Source organism: uncultured Hymenobacter sp. (genome assembly GCF_964243305.1).
Taxonomy (GTDB): domain Bacteria; phylum Bacteroidota; class Bacteroidia; order Cytophagales; family Hymenobacteraceae; genus Hymenobacter.
Window position 1 is genome coordinate 17,104 of sequence record NZ_CAXTEF010000038.1, and the last position, 15,068, is coordinate 32,171.

At 63.6% G+C, this 15,068-nt stretch carries 16 protein-coding genes; 11 read left to right on the forward strand and 5 right to left on the reverse strand.

What is annotated here, in order from left to right; all coding sequences use genetic code 11:
• Positions 1–137 precede the first annotated feature (137 nt).
• Together ACFE70_RS17055 and ACFE70_RS17060 are read right to left on the reverse strand one after the other, a co-directional pair.
• Entirely contained in the window at positions 138–1,916 is a 1,779-nt protein-coding gene (locus ACFE70_RS17055; protein WP_375418987.1) for a pyruvate dehydrogenase complex dihydrolipoamide acetyltransferase, read from the reverse strand.
• Positions 1,917–2,062: 146 nt separating this feature from the next.
• On the reverse strand, positions 2,063–2,773 hold the full coding sequence (locus ACFE70_RS17060; protein WP_375418988.1) for a histidine phosphatase family protein: 711 nt from the start codon (positions 2,771–2,773) through the stop codon (positions 2,063–2,065).
• Between the two features lie 230 nt (positions 2,774–3,003).
• Between ACFE70_RS17060 and ACFE70_RS17065 the strand changes: the two genes are divergently transcribed.
• The 8 genes from ACFE70_RS17065 (at position 3,004) to ACFE70_RS17100 (ending at position 10,379) form a co-directional block, all read left to right on the forward strand.
• On the forward strand, positions 3,004–3,456 hold the full coding sequence (locus ACFE70_RS17065) for a hotdog fold thioesterase (protein ID WP_375418989.1): 453 nt from the start codon (positions 3,004–3,006) through the stop codon (positions 3,454–3,456).
• Positions 3,456–4,769 (forward strand): chorismate-binding protein, encoded by a 1,314-nt coding sequence (locus ACFE70_RS17070; protein ID WP_375418990.1) that lies wholly within the window; start codon positions 3,456–3,458, stop codon positions 4,767–4,769. Before ACFE70_RS17065 ends, ACFE70_RS17070 begins: the two co-directional genes overlap by 1 nt.
• Before the next feature lie 85 nt (positions 4,770–4,854).
• Entirely contained in the window at positions 4,855–6,660 is a 1,806-nt protein-coding gene (gene menD, locus ACFE70_RS17075) for a 2-succinyl-5-enolpyruvyl-6-hydroxy-3-cyclohexene-1-carboxylic-acid synthase (RefSeq protein WP_375418991.1), read from the forward strand.
• Positions 6,661–6,760: 100 nt separating this feature from the next.
• Positions 6,761–7,588: a 1,4-dihydroxy-2-naphthoyl-CoA synthase gene (gene menB / locus ACFE70_RS17080; protein WP_375418992.1), complete on the forward strand. Its 828-nt coding sequence runs from the start codon at positions 6,761–6,763 to the stop codon at positions 7,586–7,588.
• 132 nt (positions 7,589–7,720) lie between these two features.
• Complete coding sequence (locus ACFE70_RS17085) at positions 7,721–8,110, forward strand: DUF6370 family protein (protein WP_375418993.1); 390 nt, start codon at positions 7,721–7,723, stop codon at positions 8,108–8,110.
• Between the two features lie 40 nt (positions 8,111–8,150).
• The gene (locus ACFE70_RS17090; protein ID WP_375418994.1) at positions 8,151–8,600 is read left to right on the forward strand and encodes a hypothetical protein; all 450 of its coding nucleotides are present in this window, start codon (positions 8,151–8,153) and stop codon (positions 8,598–8,600) included.
• A 40-nt stretch (positions 8,601–8,640) separates the two neighbouring features.
• Positions 8,641–9,261 carry a UPF0175 family protein gene (locus ACFE70_RS17095; protein WP_375418995.1) on the forward strand — a complete coding sequence of 207 codons (621 nt, stop codon included), beginning with the start codon at positions 8,641–8,643 and terminating at the stop codon, positions 9,259–9,261.
• Positions 9,262–9,272: 11 nt separating this feature from the next.
• A complete protein-coding gene (locus ACFE70_RS17100) occupies positions 9,273–10,379 on the forward strand; it encodes an AMP-binding protein (protein ID WP_375418996.1) in 1,107 nt (368 codons plus the stop codon).
• A gap of 278 nt (positions 10,380–10,657) precedes the next feature.
• Here the strand turns inward: ACFE70_RS17100 and ACFE70_RS17105 are convergent, their stop codons facing one another.
• Genes ACFE70_RS17105 through ACFE70_RS17115 form a run of 3 tightly spaced genes read right to left on the reverse strand, consistent with a single transcriptional unit; the run spans position 10,658 to position 12,697 of the window.
• The gene (locus tag ACFE70_RS17105; protein WP_375418997.1) at positions 10,658–10,873 is read right to left on the reverse strand and encodes a hypothetical protein; all 216 of its coding nucleotides are present in this window, start codon (positions 10,871–10,873) and stop codon (positions 10,658–10,660) included.
• 43 nt (positions 10,874–10,916) lie between these two features.
• A complete protein-coding gene (locus ACFE70_RS17110) occupies positions 10,917–11,840 on the reverse strand; it encodes a DUF6624 domain-containing protein (RefSeq protein ID WP_375418998.1) in 924 nt (307 codons plus the stop codon).
• A 38-nt stretch (positions 11,841–11,878) separates the two neighbouring features.
• Positions 11,879–12,697, reverse strand: coding sequence for a hypothetical protein (locus ACFE70_RS17115; RefSeq protein ID WP_375418999.1), 819 nt, complete (start codon positions 12,695–12,697; stop codon positions 11,879–11,881).
• Between the two features lie 2 nt (positions 12,698–12,699).
• On the opposite strand from ACFE70_RS17115, the gene ACFE70_RS17120 reads away from it, so the two are divergent.
• From ACFE70_RS17120 to ACFE70_RS17130, 3 genes are all read left to right on the forward strand, one after another.
• The gene (locus tag ACFE70_RS17120; protein ID WP_375419000.1) at positions 12,700–13,236 is read left to right on the forward strand and encodes an ABA4-like family protein; all 537 of its coding nucleotides are present in this window, start codon (positions 12,700–12,702) and stop codon (positions 13,234–13,236) included.
• A 60-nt stretch (positions 13,237–13,296) separates the two neighbouring features.
• Positions 13,297–14,136, forward strand: coding sequence for a hypothetical protein (locus ACFE70_RS17125; RefSeq protein WP_375419001.1), 840 nt, complete (start codon positions 13,297–13,299; stop codon positions 14,134–14,136).
• Between the two features lie 86 nt (positions 14,137–14,222).
• Complete coding sequence (locus tag ACFE70_RS17130) at positions 14,223–14,807, forward strand: Uma2 family endonuclease (RefSeq protein WP_375419002.1); 585 nt, start codon at positions 14,223–14,225, stop codon at positions 14,805–14,807.
• Positions 14,808–15,068 lie beyond the last annotated feature (261 nt).

Here is a 15,068-nt window from a genome sequence, read left to right on the forward strand (position 1 = left end):
ACAGGTGTTAGGTGGTAGTGAAAAGAGTAGGTAGGGACTAAGCTATGCTGCGCAAGCTACTGCTTTTCCGCACAAATTTTTCGCATAAAAAAACCAGCCGGTGGGGGCTGGTTTCTTTATAGGTTAACTCTTTGCTGTTAAATCAGCATCCGCAGCGGGTCTTCGAGCAGGCCCTTGAGGGTTTGCAAAAAGGCCGCGCCGGAGGCGCCGTCCACCACGCGGTGGTCGCAGCTCAGGGTCACCTTCATGAGGTTGCCAACCGCGAGCTGCCCGTCGCGCACGATAGCCGTCTGCTTGATGCCGCCCACGGCCAGGATGCAGGCATCGGGCGAGTTGATGATGGCCGTAAACTCATCGATGCCGAACATGCCCAGGTTGCTGATGGTGAAGGTGTTGCCTTCCCACTCGGCGGGCTGGAGCTTCTTGCTTTTGGCCTTGCCGGCCAGCTCCTTCACCTCCGTGGCAATCTGCGAGAGGCCCTTCTGGTCGGCATTGCGGATGACCGGCACGAGCAGGCCTTCGTCGACGGCCACGGCCACGCCAATGTTAATCTGGCGGTTCTGGCGAATTCGGTCGCTCAGCCACGACGAGTTGATGACCGGATGCTGGCGCAGGGCCAGGGCCGAGGCCTTGAGCACCAAATCATTAAAGCTGAGCTTGACCGGCGACAGCTCGTTGAGCTTGCTGCGGGTCTGCATGGCCTGGTCCATGTTGATTTCCATCGTCAGATAGAAATGCGGGGCCGTGAACATGCTCTCGGCCAGGCGCTTGGCAATCACCTTGCGCATCTGCGAGACGGGCGTATCGACAAAATCGGCGGCGGGAGCTGGGGCGGCGGCCAGGGCCGCCGGAGCGGCGGGGGTTGCGGCCGGCGCCGGCAGCGCTGCCTGAACGTATTCGTTCGGCGCCTCGTCGGCGGCCGGGGCGGCCACCTTGGGCGCGGCGGGGGGGGTAGGGGCAGCGGCAGTAGCCGCCGGCGCGTTTTCCAGGTCGCGGGCCACGATGCGGCCGTTTTCGCCGGAGCCCTTGATGGCGCTCAGGTTGATGCCTTTCTCTTTGGCAATGCTCTTGGCCAGCGGCGAGGCCAACAAGCGGCCGGCCGGCGCGGCCGGCGCTGACTCCGGGTTGGTGGCCGGGGCCGATTCGGGCGCGGCGCCCGCCAGCACCACTTCAACCGCGGCGGGTGCCGCCTCAGTCGTCGCGGGCGCGGCACCGCCGCTTTGCCCGCCGAGCAGGGCCTGAATATCAGCGCCTTCCTCGCCGATGATGGCCAGAATACCGTCTACGGCCACAGCCTCACCTTCTTTCGGGCCCGTGTAGAGTAGGGTGCCGTCCTCGTAGTTTTCTAGCTCCATCGTGGCCTTGTCAGTCTCGACTTCGGCCAGCACGTCGCCCGATTTCACTTTGTCGCCCACTTTTTTGAGCCACGCGGCAATAGTGCCCTCGGTCATCGTGTCGCTCATCTTCGGCATCCGCACCACGGTGGCTTTTTTGCCGTTGGCAGCCGGCGCCGGAGCGGCGGGGGTAGCCGCTGGCGGGGCCGCCACGGGAGCAGGCGCCGGTTGGGGGGCTTCCGCGGCGGGCGGGGGGGTAGGGGTGGGTGGCGCGGCAGCCGCGGCGGGCGCGGGCGCTACGCTGCCACCCTGGGCACCGCTGAGCAGGGCCGAAAAGTCTTCGCCGGCTTGGCCCACGATGGCCAGCACACCATCCACGGCCACGGCCTCGCCCTCTTTGGGCCCGATGTAGAGCAGGGTGCCGTCCTCGTAGTTTTCCAGCTCCATCGTGGCCTTGTCGGTCTCGACTTCGGCCAGAATATCCCCGGACTTGAGGCTGTCACCCACTTTTTTGAGCCACGCGGCGATGACGCCCTCGGTCATCGTGTCGCTCATCTTCGGCATTTTGATTAGTTCGGCCATCGGCTGCGGCGCGCTTGCGCTGAAAGAATAGGAAGAAGGCCAAAATTAGCCCGAAAAGTTGGACGCTGCGCATCCCCGGCCGATGAGCAATTATCAGGGAGCAATTAATAAGGAGCGATAGAGAATGAAGAGCGGCGGCAGGCCACTCACTGCTCATTGCTCATTGCTAGCTGGTTCAAGTGGGCCGTGTCCAGAAAGCGGCGCACGCTGAACAGCGAGCCGGTGAATTTCAGCTCGTAGAGGCACAGATTGCGGTGCTCAAACAGCTCCATGCAGCGCAGCGGGTAATGCAGCAGCTGGCAGAGCAGCACCCGCATGGCCCGGCCGTGCATACAAATCAGAACGTTCCGGTCGGCGGGGCGCGACTGGAGCAGCTCGATGAGCGGGCGCTGGCGGGCGGCCACCTCGTCGGGGCTCTCGCCGCCGAGCAGGCGCGCGTCAGTCTGGCCCCGCTCCCACTGCCCCAGCACGTGCTGGTATTCAGCGTCTTCCTCGAATGTGATGCGGGTGCCTTCGCGCACGCCCCAACTGATTTCGTTCAGGGCGGCGTGGCTTTCGTGGGGGTAGCCGAGGTCGATGAAGTCCTGCACCGACTCCTGGGTGCGGCGCAGCCGGGAGGTGTAGATGCGGTCGAAGGGCAGGTGCTGGTAGGCGGCGAAAAATCGCGCCGCCTGGGCCCGGCCAGTGGCGTTGAGGCTGGAATCGACGCCGCTGCCCTGCACGATACCCTGCACGTTGAAGTCGGTCTGGCCGTGGCGCACGAGGTAGATTGTCTGGACCACGGATTCGTCGGATTTGTCGGATTTCGGGAACGATTCGGCTTTCAGCCGGTCGGGTCGGCGCCGGGCCGGAAGCATTGGCTAAGCTAAGCATCGGCTAAGCAGCCGCTGGGGCTGGGGCGGCGCTTTTCCCCCGCTGGCCGCCCATTCAGGCCGGCCGGGCGCCCGCAGCCGGCTTAGCTTTGCCGAACATTGCCCAAAGTTCGGCGGTTTTGCAGGCGATACCGCCCCGCCACCAGACTTTATTTCAAGATTTTGGCTCCCCGATTTATAGTTTATAACTCAAAACTTATAAGTTAAAAACGAAGATGACGCTGGAAGAAGTGAAAGACTGGCTGGGCCGCCGCCCGACCCTGGCCGATGCGCTGGGCATCGAGCTGACGGCCCTCACCGCCGACTACCTCGAAGGCCGGATGCCCGTCGATGGCCGCACGCATCAGCCAATGGGTTTGCTGCACGGCGGCGCCTCGGTGGCGTTGGCCGAAACGCTGGGCTCGGTGGCCGCTTCGCTAAAGGTAGACCCCACCAAGCAGGCCTGCGTGGGCCTGGAAATCAACGCCAACCACCTGCGCGGCGTGCGCGAAGGCTACGTGGTGGGCCGGGCCACGGCCCTGCACGTGGGCCGCAGCACGCAGGTCTGGGAAATCAAAATCAGGGAGGAGGCAACCGATAAGCTGGTGTGCATCAGCCGCATCACGATGGCCGTCATTGACTTGCCGGCCGGCCCAGCGGCCGGCCAGCCTCACCCAGCGGCTGCCTGATGCCGCTGTCCTCGCCCGCCACCGCCGCGCCGTTGGGCCCCTGGCCCGGCCCGCCGGCCCCGGCCGAGGAGCGGCTGCGGGCGCTGGTGGCGTGGGCCCTGGCCACGGGCCGCCCGCTGGCCGTGTGGTCGGAGCCAGGGGCCCGGCACTGGCAGCTGCTCATCAGCCGCTCGCTGGAAGCCGCCTACACCGGCCTGCCTCCGGCTCTGGAGCCGGCCGCACCAGCCGGTTTCGCCTTTTTCCCCTTCCGCGACTCCGACCACAACCCGGCCCTGTTTCTGCCCGCCGATTTACTTTTCGGCAGCGCCCAGCCCGACTCAGTGGCCGTGGCCGAGCCGGCGCTTTGGGCCGAGTTTCTGGCGCACACCGCCACCATCCCTACCCCCCCTGCCGGCGCCAAGCGGCCCGGCGGCTTGCCGGCCGAGGGGGGGGTAGGGATGGCAGTGACAGCGGCGCCGGTGCCCCTGCCGGTGGCCTGGCCGCAGGCGCCGTCGCCGCTGCCGGCCGCCGCCACCGAGGCCGAGTACGCGGCGCTGGTGGCGGCGGGCGTGGCGGCCATCCGGGCGGGGGCAGTGCAAAAGGTGGTGTCGAGCCGGGCGGTGCAGCGGGCGCTGCCGCCGGGCTTCGATGCGCTGACGGCGGTGGCGCGGCTGCGGCGGCAGTATCCGCAGGCATTTGTGTCCCTGGTGAGCGCGCCGGGGGTAGGCACCTGGCTGGGCGCCACCCCCGAAGTGCTGGCCGAGGTGTTGTTCGACGGCCGGTTTCGGACGATGGCGCTGGCCGGCACCCAGCCCCTGACCGCCGGCCTGACGCCCCAGAATGCTATCTGGCGCCAAAAAGAAATCGAGGAGCAGGCCCTGGTGGCGCGCTACATCGTGAGCTGCTTTAAGCAGCTGCGCCTGCGCGAATACCACGAAACCGGCCCCCGCACCGTGGCGGCCGGCCAGCTGCTGCACCTGCGCACCGACTTCGCCGTCGACCTGGGCCGGGTGCCGTTTCCGAGCCTGGGCACTGACATGCTGCGCCTGCTGCACCCGACCTCGGCCGTGGGCGGAATGCCCAAAGCCGCCGCCCTCGACTTTATCGCCCAGCACGAGGGCTACGACCGCGCCTACTACAGCGGCTTCCTAGGCCCCGTGAACGTGGCCGCCCCCGGCGTGGCGCGCCTGTTCGTCAACCTGCGCTGTATGCAGCTGCGCGGCACCACCGCCATCCTCTACGCCGGCACCGGTCTCACCGCCGACTCGGAGCCCGAGCGCGAATGGCGGGAAACCGAATTGAAACTACAAACTGTAGCCGCTGTATTACAGTGAACAGTTATCAGTGAGCAGTGAACAGTTTGTTTAATCTGCCCCAAAACTGTTCACTGCTCACTGATAACTGTTCACTGATTTTTACATGCAGGCTGTTTATAATATTGCCGAAATCTGCGCTCAGCATGGCATTACCGATGTGGTGCTCTCGCCGGGCTCGCGCTCGGCGCCGCTCACGCTGGCGTTTGCGCGGCACCCGGCGTTTGCGGGGCGGGTGAAAGTCGTGCCCGATGAGCGCGCCGCCGCCTTTATTGGCCTGGGCATCGCGCAGGCCACGCGGCGGCCGGTGGTACTGGTGTGCACGTCAGGCTCGGCGGGGCTGAACTACGCGCCGGCCGTGGCGGAGGCGTTTTTTCAGCAAATCCCGCTCTTAATTCTGACCGCCGACCGACCCCCGGAGTGGATAGACCAGCTCGACGGTCAGACCATCCGCCAGCAGAATTTATATGGCCGTCACGCGAAAGGCGCGTTTGACTTTCCAGTAGACACCACGCACTCCGACGCCAAGTGGTTTTCGGAGCGGATTATAAATGAAGCTATTAACCTAAGCCGCGCCTACCCCCCCGGCCCGGTGCAAGTGAACCTGCCGCTGCGCGAGCCTTTTTATCCCAAGGCGGGCGAGGAAATGGTGTTTGAAAAGGACGTGAAGATTATTCGGGAAACGAGCAGCGTCTTGCGTCCTTCGCCAGAGACGCTTAATGAGCTAGGCGCTGCGTTTAATTCTTACTCACGAATTCTTTTTGTCTTCGGCCAGCAGCAGCGCCAACTTTGGCAAACGCTTCTTGATGATAATGGGTGGGATGATTATAAATTAGAAGAGCGAACAGGTGCAGTATTTATTGGCGATATCATCAGCAACGTTGGCAGTGAGAATGTCAGTATGGAGGAAGGCTTCTTCGATGTCACTCACTATTTACAGGACATAATTTTAGGGGGTAGTGCTGAAGAACTAAAAGCTAAACTAAAGCCTGAGCTGCTCATTACGGTTGGCTTATCCTTGATTTCCAAGTCGCTAAAGCAGTTTTTACGGCATTACGCCCCGCAAGAACATTGGCACATTCAACCGACTGGCGAAGTAGCTGATACCTTTAAAAGCCTGACAAGAATTATTAGGGCTGAGCCAGCGGAGGGCATTTTAACGCTTTTGGAAGCTATAACAGCAGACCATTTGCTTTCGGACCACAAACAAGAAGAGCGCGCTGCTTACCGGACGAGTTGGGACCAAGCCACTGGCAAAGCATTCCAAGTTTTGCGTGGCGAAAATGGGCTGCTTAAATTTGGCTTGCTTCACAAAACGAATATTTTTGGGGAGTTTGCAGCTTTGTCCCGCTGTATAGAAAACGCACTTCCAAACACTGCCCTGCACCTAGCCAACAGCATGGCCGTGCGCTACGCCAACATCCTGGGCATCCCGCCGGGACGCCAAATTGAAGTCTTCTGCAACCGCGGCACCAGCGGTATCGACGGCTGCACGAGCACGGCCGTGGGCGCGGCGCTGGCCCAGCCGGAGCGGCCGGTGGTGCTGCTGACCGGCGACGTGGCCTTTTTCTACGACCGCAACGCCTTCTGGCACAACTACCCGCTGCCCAACCTGCGCGTGGTGCTCTTTAACAACCACGGCGGCGGCATCTTCCGCATCATCGACGGGCCGCGCCAGCAGCCGGAGCTGGACGAGTTTTTTGAGACGCGTCAGGCGCTCACGGCTGAGAACACCTGCCGCGACTTCGGGCTGCGCTACTTTCCAGTTTCGTCGTTTGAGGAGCTGGAAGCGGCGCTGCCGGTTTTCTTTGCGGCCGAAACCGGCGCGGCACTGCTGGAAGTATTTACCGATTCTAAAACGAATGCCGAGTTCTTCGAGCAGTACCGCGCGGCGGTGAAGGCGGCATTTTAACGCGAAGTTTAGAGGAAGTTAAAACGAAGTTTCGCTAAGTTTTAACTTCCTCTAAACTTCGCGAAACTTACTTTTTAACTTCTTCTAAACTTCGCGTTAAATGACTCCCGACCAAATCACCTGGACGCCTATCCAAAAGTTTAAAGAGATTCTCTTCACGCAATTCGGCGGCATTGCCAAAATCAGCATCAACCGGCCCGAAAAGCACAACGCTTTCACGCCGCTCACGGTGCAGGAAATGATTGAGGCGATGGACGTGTGCCGCAACCGCACCGACATTGGCGTCATCATCCTGACCGGCGAGGGGGGTAGGGCCTTCTGCTCGGGCGGCGACCAGAGCGTGCGCGGCCACGGCGGCTACGTGGGCGCCGACGCCATGCCCCGCCTCAACGTGCTGGATTTGCAGAAGATGATTCGCTCGATTCCGAAGCCCGTGGTGGCAATGGTGGCGGGCTGGGCCATCGGCGGCGGCCACGTGCTGCACGTGGTTTGCGACCTAAGCATCGCGGCCGACAACGCCCGTTTCGGGCAGACCGGCCCCAACGTGGGCTCGTTCGACGGCGGCTTCGGCGCTTCGTACCTGGCGCGGGTGGTGGGCCAGAAAAAAGCCCGCGAAATCTGGTTTCTCTGCGACCAGTACGACGCGCAGGAAGCCCTGGATATGGGCCTGGTCAACAAGGTAGTACCGCTCGATAAGCTCGAGGAAACGACCGTGGCCTGGTGCCAGAAAATCCTTCAGAAAAGCCCGCTGGCCCTGCGAATGCTCAAATCCGCCTTCAACGCCGAGCTGGACGGGCAGGCCGGTATTCAGGAGCTGGCCGGCAACGCCACGCTGCTTTATTACCTGAGCGACGAGGCCAAGGAGGGCCAGAACGCCTTTTTGGAAAAGCGCCAGCCCGACTTTTCGAAGTTTCCAAAATTTCCGTAGCGGAACTTGAGCGTGCCGGCCATGTAGTAGCGAAGAAGATTTTCGCTAGCTTTCAGGATGCTCCGGCAGCTGCCAGTTGCGAGAATCCAAATCAGTGCCCCGTAAAGTGAACCGCTAAATGCGCTCTGCCTCATGAAATCGCTCTTCCTGCTTTTAATTCTTGGTTTCGGCGCCGCCGGTGGGTCGGCCCGGGCTCAAACTACGCAAGCCGCCGGGACCGCCCTCCGCCCAGCAGCCTCGGCTGACGCTGACACGCTGCTCGTCGAAGCCGCCTGCGGGCAGTGCCGACTAGGGTTGCCCGGCAAAGGGTGCGACCTGGCGGTGCGCCTGTCCGGTGGCCGCGCCTATTTCGTGACGGGCACCGGCATTGATGCCCACGGCGACGCCCACGCCGACGACGGCTTCTGCAACGCCGTCCGCCAGGCTCGGGTGCGAGGCAAAGTGGTAGCCAACCAGTTTAATGTGAGCTATTTCCAGTTGCTGCCCGCGCCCGCCACGCCTAAGGTGAAGTTCAAGCCCTAAAACCCGGTGGCCGGCACCGCTGCCGCTTGCCGTTTGCCCGATGGACGACCACGCCTACCACCAAGCCATCCGCCGCATCCGGCGCTTCCACTACCTGCACTACCCCGCGCAGGGCACCCTGATGGCCGCATTGGTGCTAGCCGCCGGCCGCCGCACGGCCAGCGGCACTGATATAAACCCGCAATTGGCGACCTGGCCGCTGCTGTTCATGGCGGTGGGCCTGCTGATGCTCGTCGGCGGCCTTATCTATCTGATTTCGGCCTACATCCGCCCCAACCTGCGGCGTCCGCCGACCGAAAATCTGCGCCTCTACCAGAGCCGCATCTTCCTGCGCAACAGCCTGCTAGGGCTGGCCTGCCTACCCCCCCTGGCCGCGCACGTGCTCACCGGCGACGGGTGGAATTTTGTGTTTTTCGCGTGCCTGCTGCTGGTGCCGTGCTGGCTGGCGGCGCCCACGGCGCGCAGCTATCAGCGCTGGCTAATTTCGTGAGGGTCAACTAGCAGTGATTCCTTTCTGCTATTTTGCCGACATGAAAACATTGACTTTACAACTTCCTGACGCAGTAGAAACTAATGAGCAGGAGTTGAAGCTACTGCTGGCTGGCGCTTTATATCAGCAGTCCAAAGCTACAGCCGACCAAGCGGCTGCGGTTGTTGATTTAACAAAGTCAGCTTTTCTGGAATTTGTCGAACATCAAGGATTGTCAGTTCTCAAACTGGAGAATGAAATCAAACTACTTGCCGACCGTATTCGAAATGTGCAGTCCCAACAAGACGCTATTTTTGAAATAAATCAGTATGGGGGCGGACCCGATGAGTCTTATATTCGAGCTAACAAAGACGGAATTTTGCTTTTGGCAGCAGAATTTCTAGTAGCCTCCGCACATTTTGAAGAGGTTCTTAATTCTGACACAAAAAGCGGAATTTCGATATCCTGCGATTGGGCCTCCGATGGAACCGTAGGACTTAATTATATTGAGCCTACCGCAAATACGCGGGAGGCCGACGAGCCTGTTGAGCAAAGTCCATTTTGGTCATTTCCCAAAAGCAAAGATGATTTAATAGGACTTCTACTAGCAATTGGTTTTATATCGGTACCAGTATTTGCTATTATTGGTATCGGCACGGTTGTTAAGTGGCTATTTAGTTAATTGGTCAAATAATGAATAATCTCCCCACCTCCCTGCTGCTCAACGGCCGCGAGTTTCACTACGCCGACATTCAGCAGTACCCGGCCAGCTCGCCAACGGAGTTGAACGGCTACGAGGCCAAAGTGCTGGATTTTGTGCGGCAGTGGCTCAATGGCAGCCTGGAGTTTGGCTTGCATACGTCCGGCTCGACCGGGCAGCCGCAGCCCGTTTTTCTGAAGCGGCGGCAGCTGGAAGCCTCGGCCCGGCGCACCGGCGACTACTTTGACCTGGGACCGGGCGAGCGGATGCTGGTGTGCTTAAACTGCGAGTACATCGGCGGGCAGATGATGCTGGTGCGGGGCCTGGAGCGCAACCTGCACCTGACCATCGTGGAGCCCGCGGCCGACCCGCTGGCCTTGGTGCCGGCCGGGGCGGCGTTTGATTTTGCCTCGTTCGTGCCCTTGCAGCTGCGCACGCTGCTGGCCGCCGGCCACGCCGGGCAGCTGAATCAGATGAAGGCCATTCTGGTAGGCGGCGCGGCCGTGGACGGCGCGCTGGCCAAGGCCGTGCGGGCGCTGAAGGTGCCCGTGTACCTGACTTACGGCATGACCGAAACGGCCTCCCACATTGCCCTACGCCGCCTCAGCGGCAAGGACGCCATCAAATCCACGGCCTACAAGGTGCTGCCCGGCATTCACGTGGGGCAGGACGCGCGCGGCTGCCTCACGGTGCGCGCCGACGTGACCGATGACCAGCTCATCACCACCAACGACCAAATAAAGCTGCTTGACAGCCACGCGTTTGAGTGGCTGGGCCGGGCCGATTTTGTGATAAACTCCGGCGGCGTGAAGGTGCCGGCCGAGAGAGTTGAGCTGGTGCTGGAAGTGGCCCTGGCCGAGCTGAACCTGGGCCGCCGCGCCTTCGTGACCGGCCTGCCCGACGAGCGCCTGGGCCAAACCGTGACGGCGGTGCTGGAAGGCGCGGCGCTGACGCCCGAGGAAGAAACCCGCCTGTTAGCCCTGCTGCGCGCTCGCCTGGCCAAGTACGAGCGGCCGAGGCAGCTGCGCTATTCGGAGCAATTCAGCGAAACGGCGTCGGGCAAGCTTGATAGGCTGAGCACGGTGCGCGGGCTAGGCTGAAAAAGAAGAAGCTGTTCAGGAAGTCGGCCGAAACACGCCAGACCGTCCTGCTGAGCCCCGCGAAGCATCTCGCTCGGGGAAGCAATCCACGGAACCGGACGATTGAGTTACTTCCCCACGCCGGATGCTTCGCGGGGCGCAGCAGGATGGTCTTTCGACAGGACGGTCTTTCGACTTCCTAAACAGCTTCGAAGTTAAAAGTTGAGCGTTAAAAATTAAAAATCCCAGCCTCTCATTCAGCTTTAGGCAGGAAAGGAGGGGGTAGGGATTTTTAACTTTTAACGCTCAACTTTTAACTCCCTCCGAAGGGTCGGCTGCTGCGCGGCCAGCGCCTGCTCCAGCGCGGCCACGGTAGCGGCGCCCTCCGACGGGCGCGGGGCGTGGGCCACGCGGATGCGGCCGTCGCGGCCAATGAGCCAGTAGCTGGGGACGGCCGGCGCCTGGCAGCTTTCAGCGGCCGAATTGCGGTAGTCTTTTTGGTTGAGCAGGTGCACGGGAAAAGCGGTTGCAGCAGCTGAGCGGAGTTTCGCCTCCCCGCTATTTCACGGGCACGTAGTCGAAGCCGAATGCTTTGGCATAATCGGCCAGCGGCCCCAGGTCCATAGTGGCGCGCCGCTCATCGACGCGCGCCTCGTCCTGGATGGGGAAAAACTCGGCCTTGCCCGTGGCCGTGTTCGTGCGCACCTGGCTGCCGTACACCTGCGGCTGGTCCTGAAAGACGAGCACCCGGTCTTCCATCAGGGCCAGGTTTTGCCTGGCCAGGCCGCCCTTGGCGGTTTCCTCGCGGATGAGGGGTAGGAATTTCTGGATGGTGGCCAGGTTGGAGTGCTGAATGACCAGAAAGGCTGCCATGCTGCCGGTGCGGCCCACCAGGCTGGCGCCCGGCCAGCCGTACTGCTCAATCATGGCCTTCACCCGCGCTTCGTTCTGAGCGTCCTGGGCGCGCATTTTCTCGAAAAGGGAATCAAGCTGGGGCGACTTCGGCCCGTAGCGCTGCTGCAAGGGGCCGATGGCGCGGCGACTGCCCTGGTCAGATTCGTAGATGGCTTCCAGCTCGCGCTTGAGCGGAATGTTCTGCTTGGCCTCGACGCGGGCCACGGCGGCTTCGGCCTTGCGCAGCAGCTGGGGCCAGCGCTGGTCGGCGTGCAAGCTGAGTAGGTCGGCGTCGGTTTTGAGGTGCGCCAGGTTGTCCCAGCCGGCTTGGGTGGCTTGGCTCAGGTAGCGAAAAGCCCGGGTGGCGTCGCCGGCCAGCGCCCAGCTGCACGCCGCGTTGTAGTACTCGCCCGCCGCGGTCTTGGCGCCGGGCAGCTTAAAGGCCTGCTCGTAGAGCTGGCCGGCCTGGCGGTAGTTCTGAGCCATGTACGCAGCAAAAGCCTGGCTTTTGAGGGCGGGCGCGGTGGCCTGGGCGAAGCTGACAGTGTTGATGACCAGGCTGAGCAGCAGGGAAAGCAGGTGTTTCATGCCTAAATGTAGGTAAAGTGCTGCTTTATAAGCCCCAATTACCTTACTTCCGGCGCTGGCGCTTCCCGGCGCAGGCCCTGCTGCGAAAACAGCCGGTCGTGGTGCTTGACCACCTTCAGCAAGTCATTCAGGTAGAGCTTGCCACGCAGGTAGAACACTGGCCCGTTCAGCTCGCGCTGCACGGCGCGGGGCGTGAGCAGCGGCTGCCGCCAGCCGGCGCCGGCCCCAAATCCGGCCCAGCGAAACACCCGCAGCTGGGCCGCCACCGACGGCTCGACCACGGCCATGAAGCGCCGGGGCGTGCGGTCGGTGCCGGCGCCGGGCGTGGTGTAGCGCACGTAGTTGGAGCCCAGCCCGATTTGCAGCGGCGCGCTCAGCTCCCAGCGGCGGGTGCTGAGCAGCACCCGCTCGGCATACCCGGCCAGGTAGCGGAAGCGCAGCACGGCGGTGGCCTCGGCCGGAATGCCCTCGGGCCGTGCCGTGCGGGTGGGCACGGCCGTGCTCAGAAAGTAGACGGCGGCGCCGGCCCGCCAGCGGCCGGGCCACTCCACGCCCAGCTTCAGGCCATTGAGCACGCAAAAGCGGCGGTTGAGAATGGAGTAGCGCGAGTCGTACTGGGCCACCACGCGGCGGTGCTGGCCGGCGCCCGCGGCAGCAGAATCGGGAGCAGCGGCCTGCGCCCGCGCCGCGCCAGCGGGCAGCAGCAATGCCAGCACCACCTTTCCCCACCCAACGCGCCCCAGGCTAGCCATATCCGGCGGGGTACGGCCGGCCGGGGCGCGGGTTGCCGCCGGGCGGGCGCGCTTCATCCGGGTGCGGCGCTGGTTCAGGCCGCGCTCTAGCCGCTTCGGGCCCAAAAATGAGGCGCTGGGGTTCGCCGCGGCCTAGCTTTGGCGGACCTTCTTCCCTACCCCCCCGGCCCGCCGCCATGCCCTCGCCCGACTTTCTTTTCACGGTCGCCAACCAAGTGGCCCTGGCCGGCTGGCTCTTGCTGGGGCTGGCTCCGCGCTGGCGCGGCACCCGCGCCGTGGTGCTCAGCGGGGCCCTGCCCCTGCTGCTGGCGGCCAGCTACGGCGGGCTCATCGTGTTCCAAACCCTGGCCCACCCCGCGCCCGGCGCCGGGTTCAGCTCGCTGAGGGGGGTAGGGATTTTGTTCCGCGAGCCCTGGGCGCTGCTGGCCGGCTGGGTGCATTATCTGTGCTTTGATATGGCCGTGGGCATCTGGCTCGTGCGCGATGCCCGGCGGCGCGACGTGCCCCACGCGGCGCTGTTGCCGTGCCTGGCGCTCACGTTTCTGCTCGGGCCGCTGGGGCTGCTGCTCTACAGCGCCGTCCGGCGGCGCTGGCCCGTGCGCAATGAGCCGTGCGCCGTGCGCCGTACGCAATTTTACTTTTGAAGTCTCCCTTTGTCTTGAGTTAAATATATGGAAAACAACCTGTTGAGTTCGACTTATTTAATGCACTCTGTGCCAGCCGTGGTGGGGCCGCGGGCCACTGGCCCCGGCCGGCTGCGCGAAGCCCTGCGCATTCTGCACCGCGTAAACCCCGCCCTGAGCGGGACGGGCTGGCTGAACGTGGCGCTGGCCGCCGGCGCGCTCGTGTTGCTGCCGCTCGACCAGCGCCTGGTCACGGGGCTGCTGGTCTGGTGGAAGCCGCTCAAGTTTGCCCTCTCGGTCACGGCCTTTGTCTGGACGCTGGCCTGGCTGCTGGCTGATTTGCCGGCCGCCGGCCAGCGCAGCGTGCGCCGCCTGAGTTGGGGCATTGCCGGCTGCATGGCCGTCGAGCAAGCCGTCATCTTTACGCAGGCGGCGCGCGGCACCACCTCGCACTATAACGTGGGCTCGGCGCTGGATGGGGTGCTGTTTGGGCTGATGGGCGTCTTCATCGTGCTTGCTACCGGGCTCACTGTCTGGGCCTTGTCTCTGGTTTGGCGGCACCGTCCGCACGGGCCGGCCGGCTACGTGTGGGGCCTGCGGCTGGGGCTGCTGGTGTTCGTGGTGGGCAGCGTGCTCGGCGGCTTCATGATTCACCGGGGCCAGCACACCGTGGGCGCCCCCGACGGCGGCCCCGGCCTGCCGGGCCTGGGCTGGAGCACCCGCGCCGGCGACCTGCGGGCGGCCCACTTTCTGGGGATGCACGCCCTGCAAGCCCTGCCGCTGCTGGGCTGGGCCCTGAGCCGCTGGGTGCCGCGCCGGGCCGCGCTGCTCACGGGCCTGGGCGCGGCGGCCTACGCGGCGCTGGTGGCCGGGCTGCTGGGGCTGGCGCTGGCCGGCACGCCGCTCTGGCCTAGCTACTAGCAGCTCATTCCCTACCCCCCCGTTCTGCCGCAACCGCCGCCCGACCCGCCGCGCGTATCTTGTAATCTCATTCAACGCTGGTTTCTATGGAGCCCATCAAGCTAAAAACGCCGGTGCTCGACCGCCTCACGGAGGAAGAGTTCGCCCAGTTCTGCCTCGACCACCGCGACCTGCGCATCGAGCGCAACAGCAGCGGCTACATCATCATCTTGCCGCCCGCTTACACTGAAACAGGCTTCATCAACAGCGCCTTGTCCTACCAGCTCGGCAACTGGAACCACCGGACCCGCCTGGGCCGCGTCGGCGACTCCTCGACCGGCTACACCCTGCCCGGCGGGGCCCTGCTCTCGCCCGATGCCTCCTGGCTGGCCGAGGAGCGCTGGCAGGCGCTGCCGCCGGAAAGCCGGCGCCGCTTTGCCCGCATCTGCCCCGATTTTGTGATTGAATTGGCGTCCAGCTCCGACCGCCTGCCCGACCTGCTGATGAAGATGCACGACTGGCTCGGGGCCGGTGTGCGCCTGGCCTGGCTGCTGGTGCCCAGCACCGAAACCGTCCACATCTTCGAGCCGCCCTACCCCCCGCGCCTGGCGCAAGGCTTCGACCAGGCGCTGAGCGGCGAGCCCGTGCTGCCCGGCTTCGCCCTGGAGCTGAAAGAGTTGCGGCAGGGGTAAGAGGTCATTAGCTAGTGAACAAAAGACCGTCATGCTCATCTGGCGTCCGCTTGTCGAAGCATTTCTACCGCGGACTAACCCAATCGTGTGGGTCAGTTGATTACTATGCGGTAGAGATGCTTCGACAAGCGGACGCCAGATGAGCATGACGGTCTTTTACCACTAATCACTACCTATCCAGCCAGGCCTTGAACGAGGCCACTTTTTCGCGGCTCACGAGCACGGTTTCGCCGGCGGGTGCGGCGGGCCGGAGGATGGTTT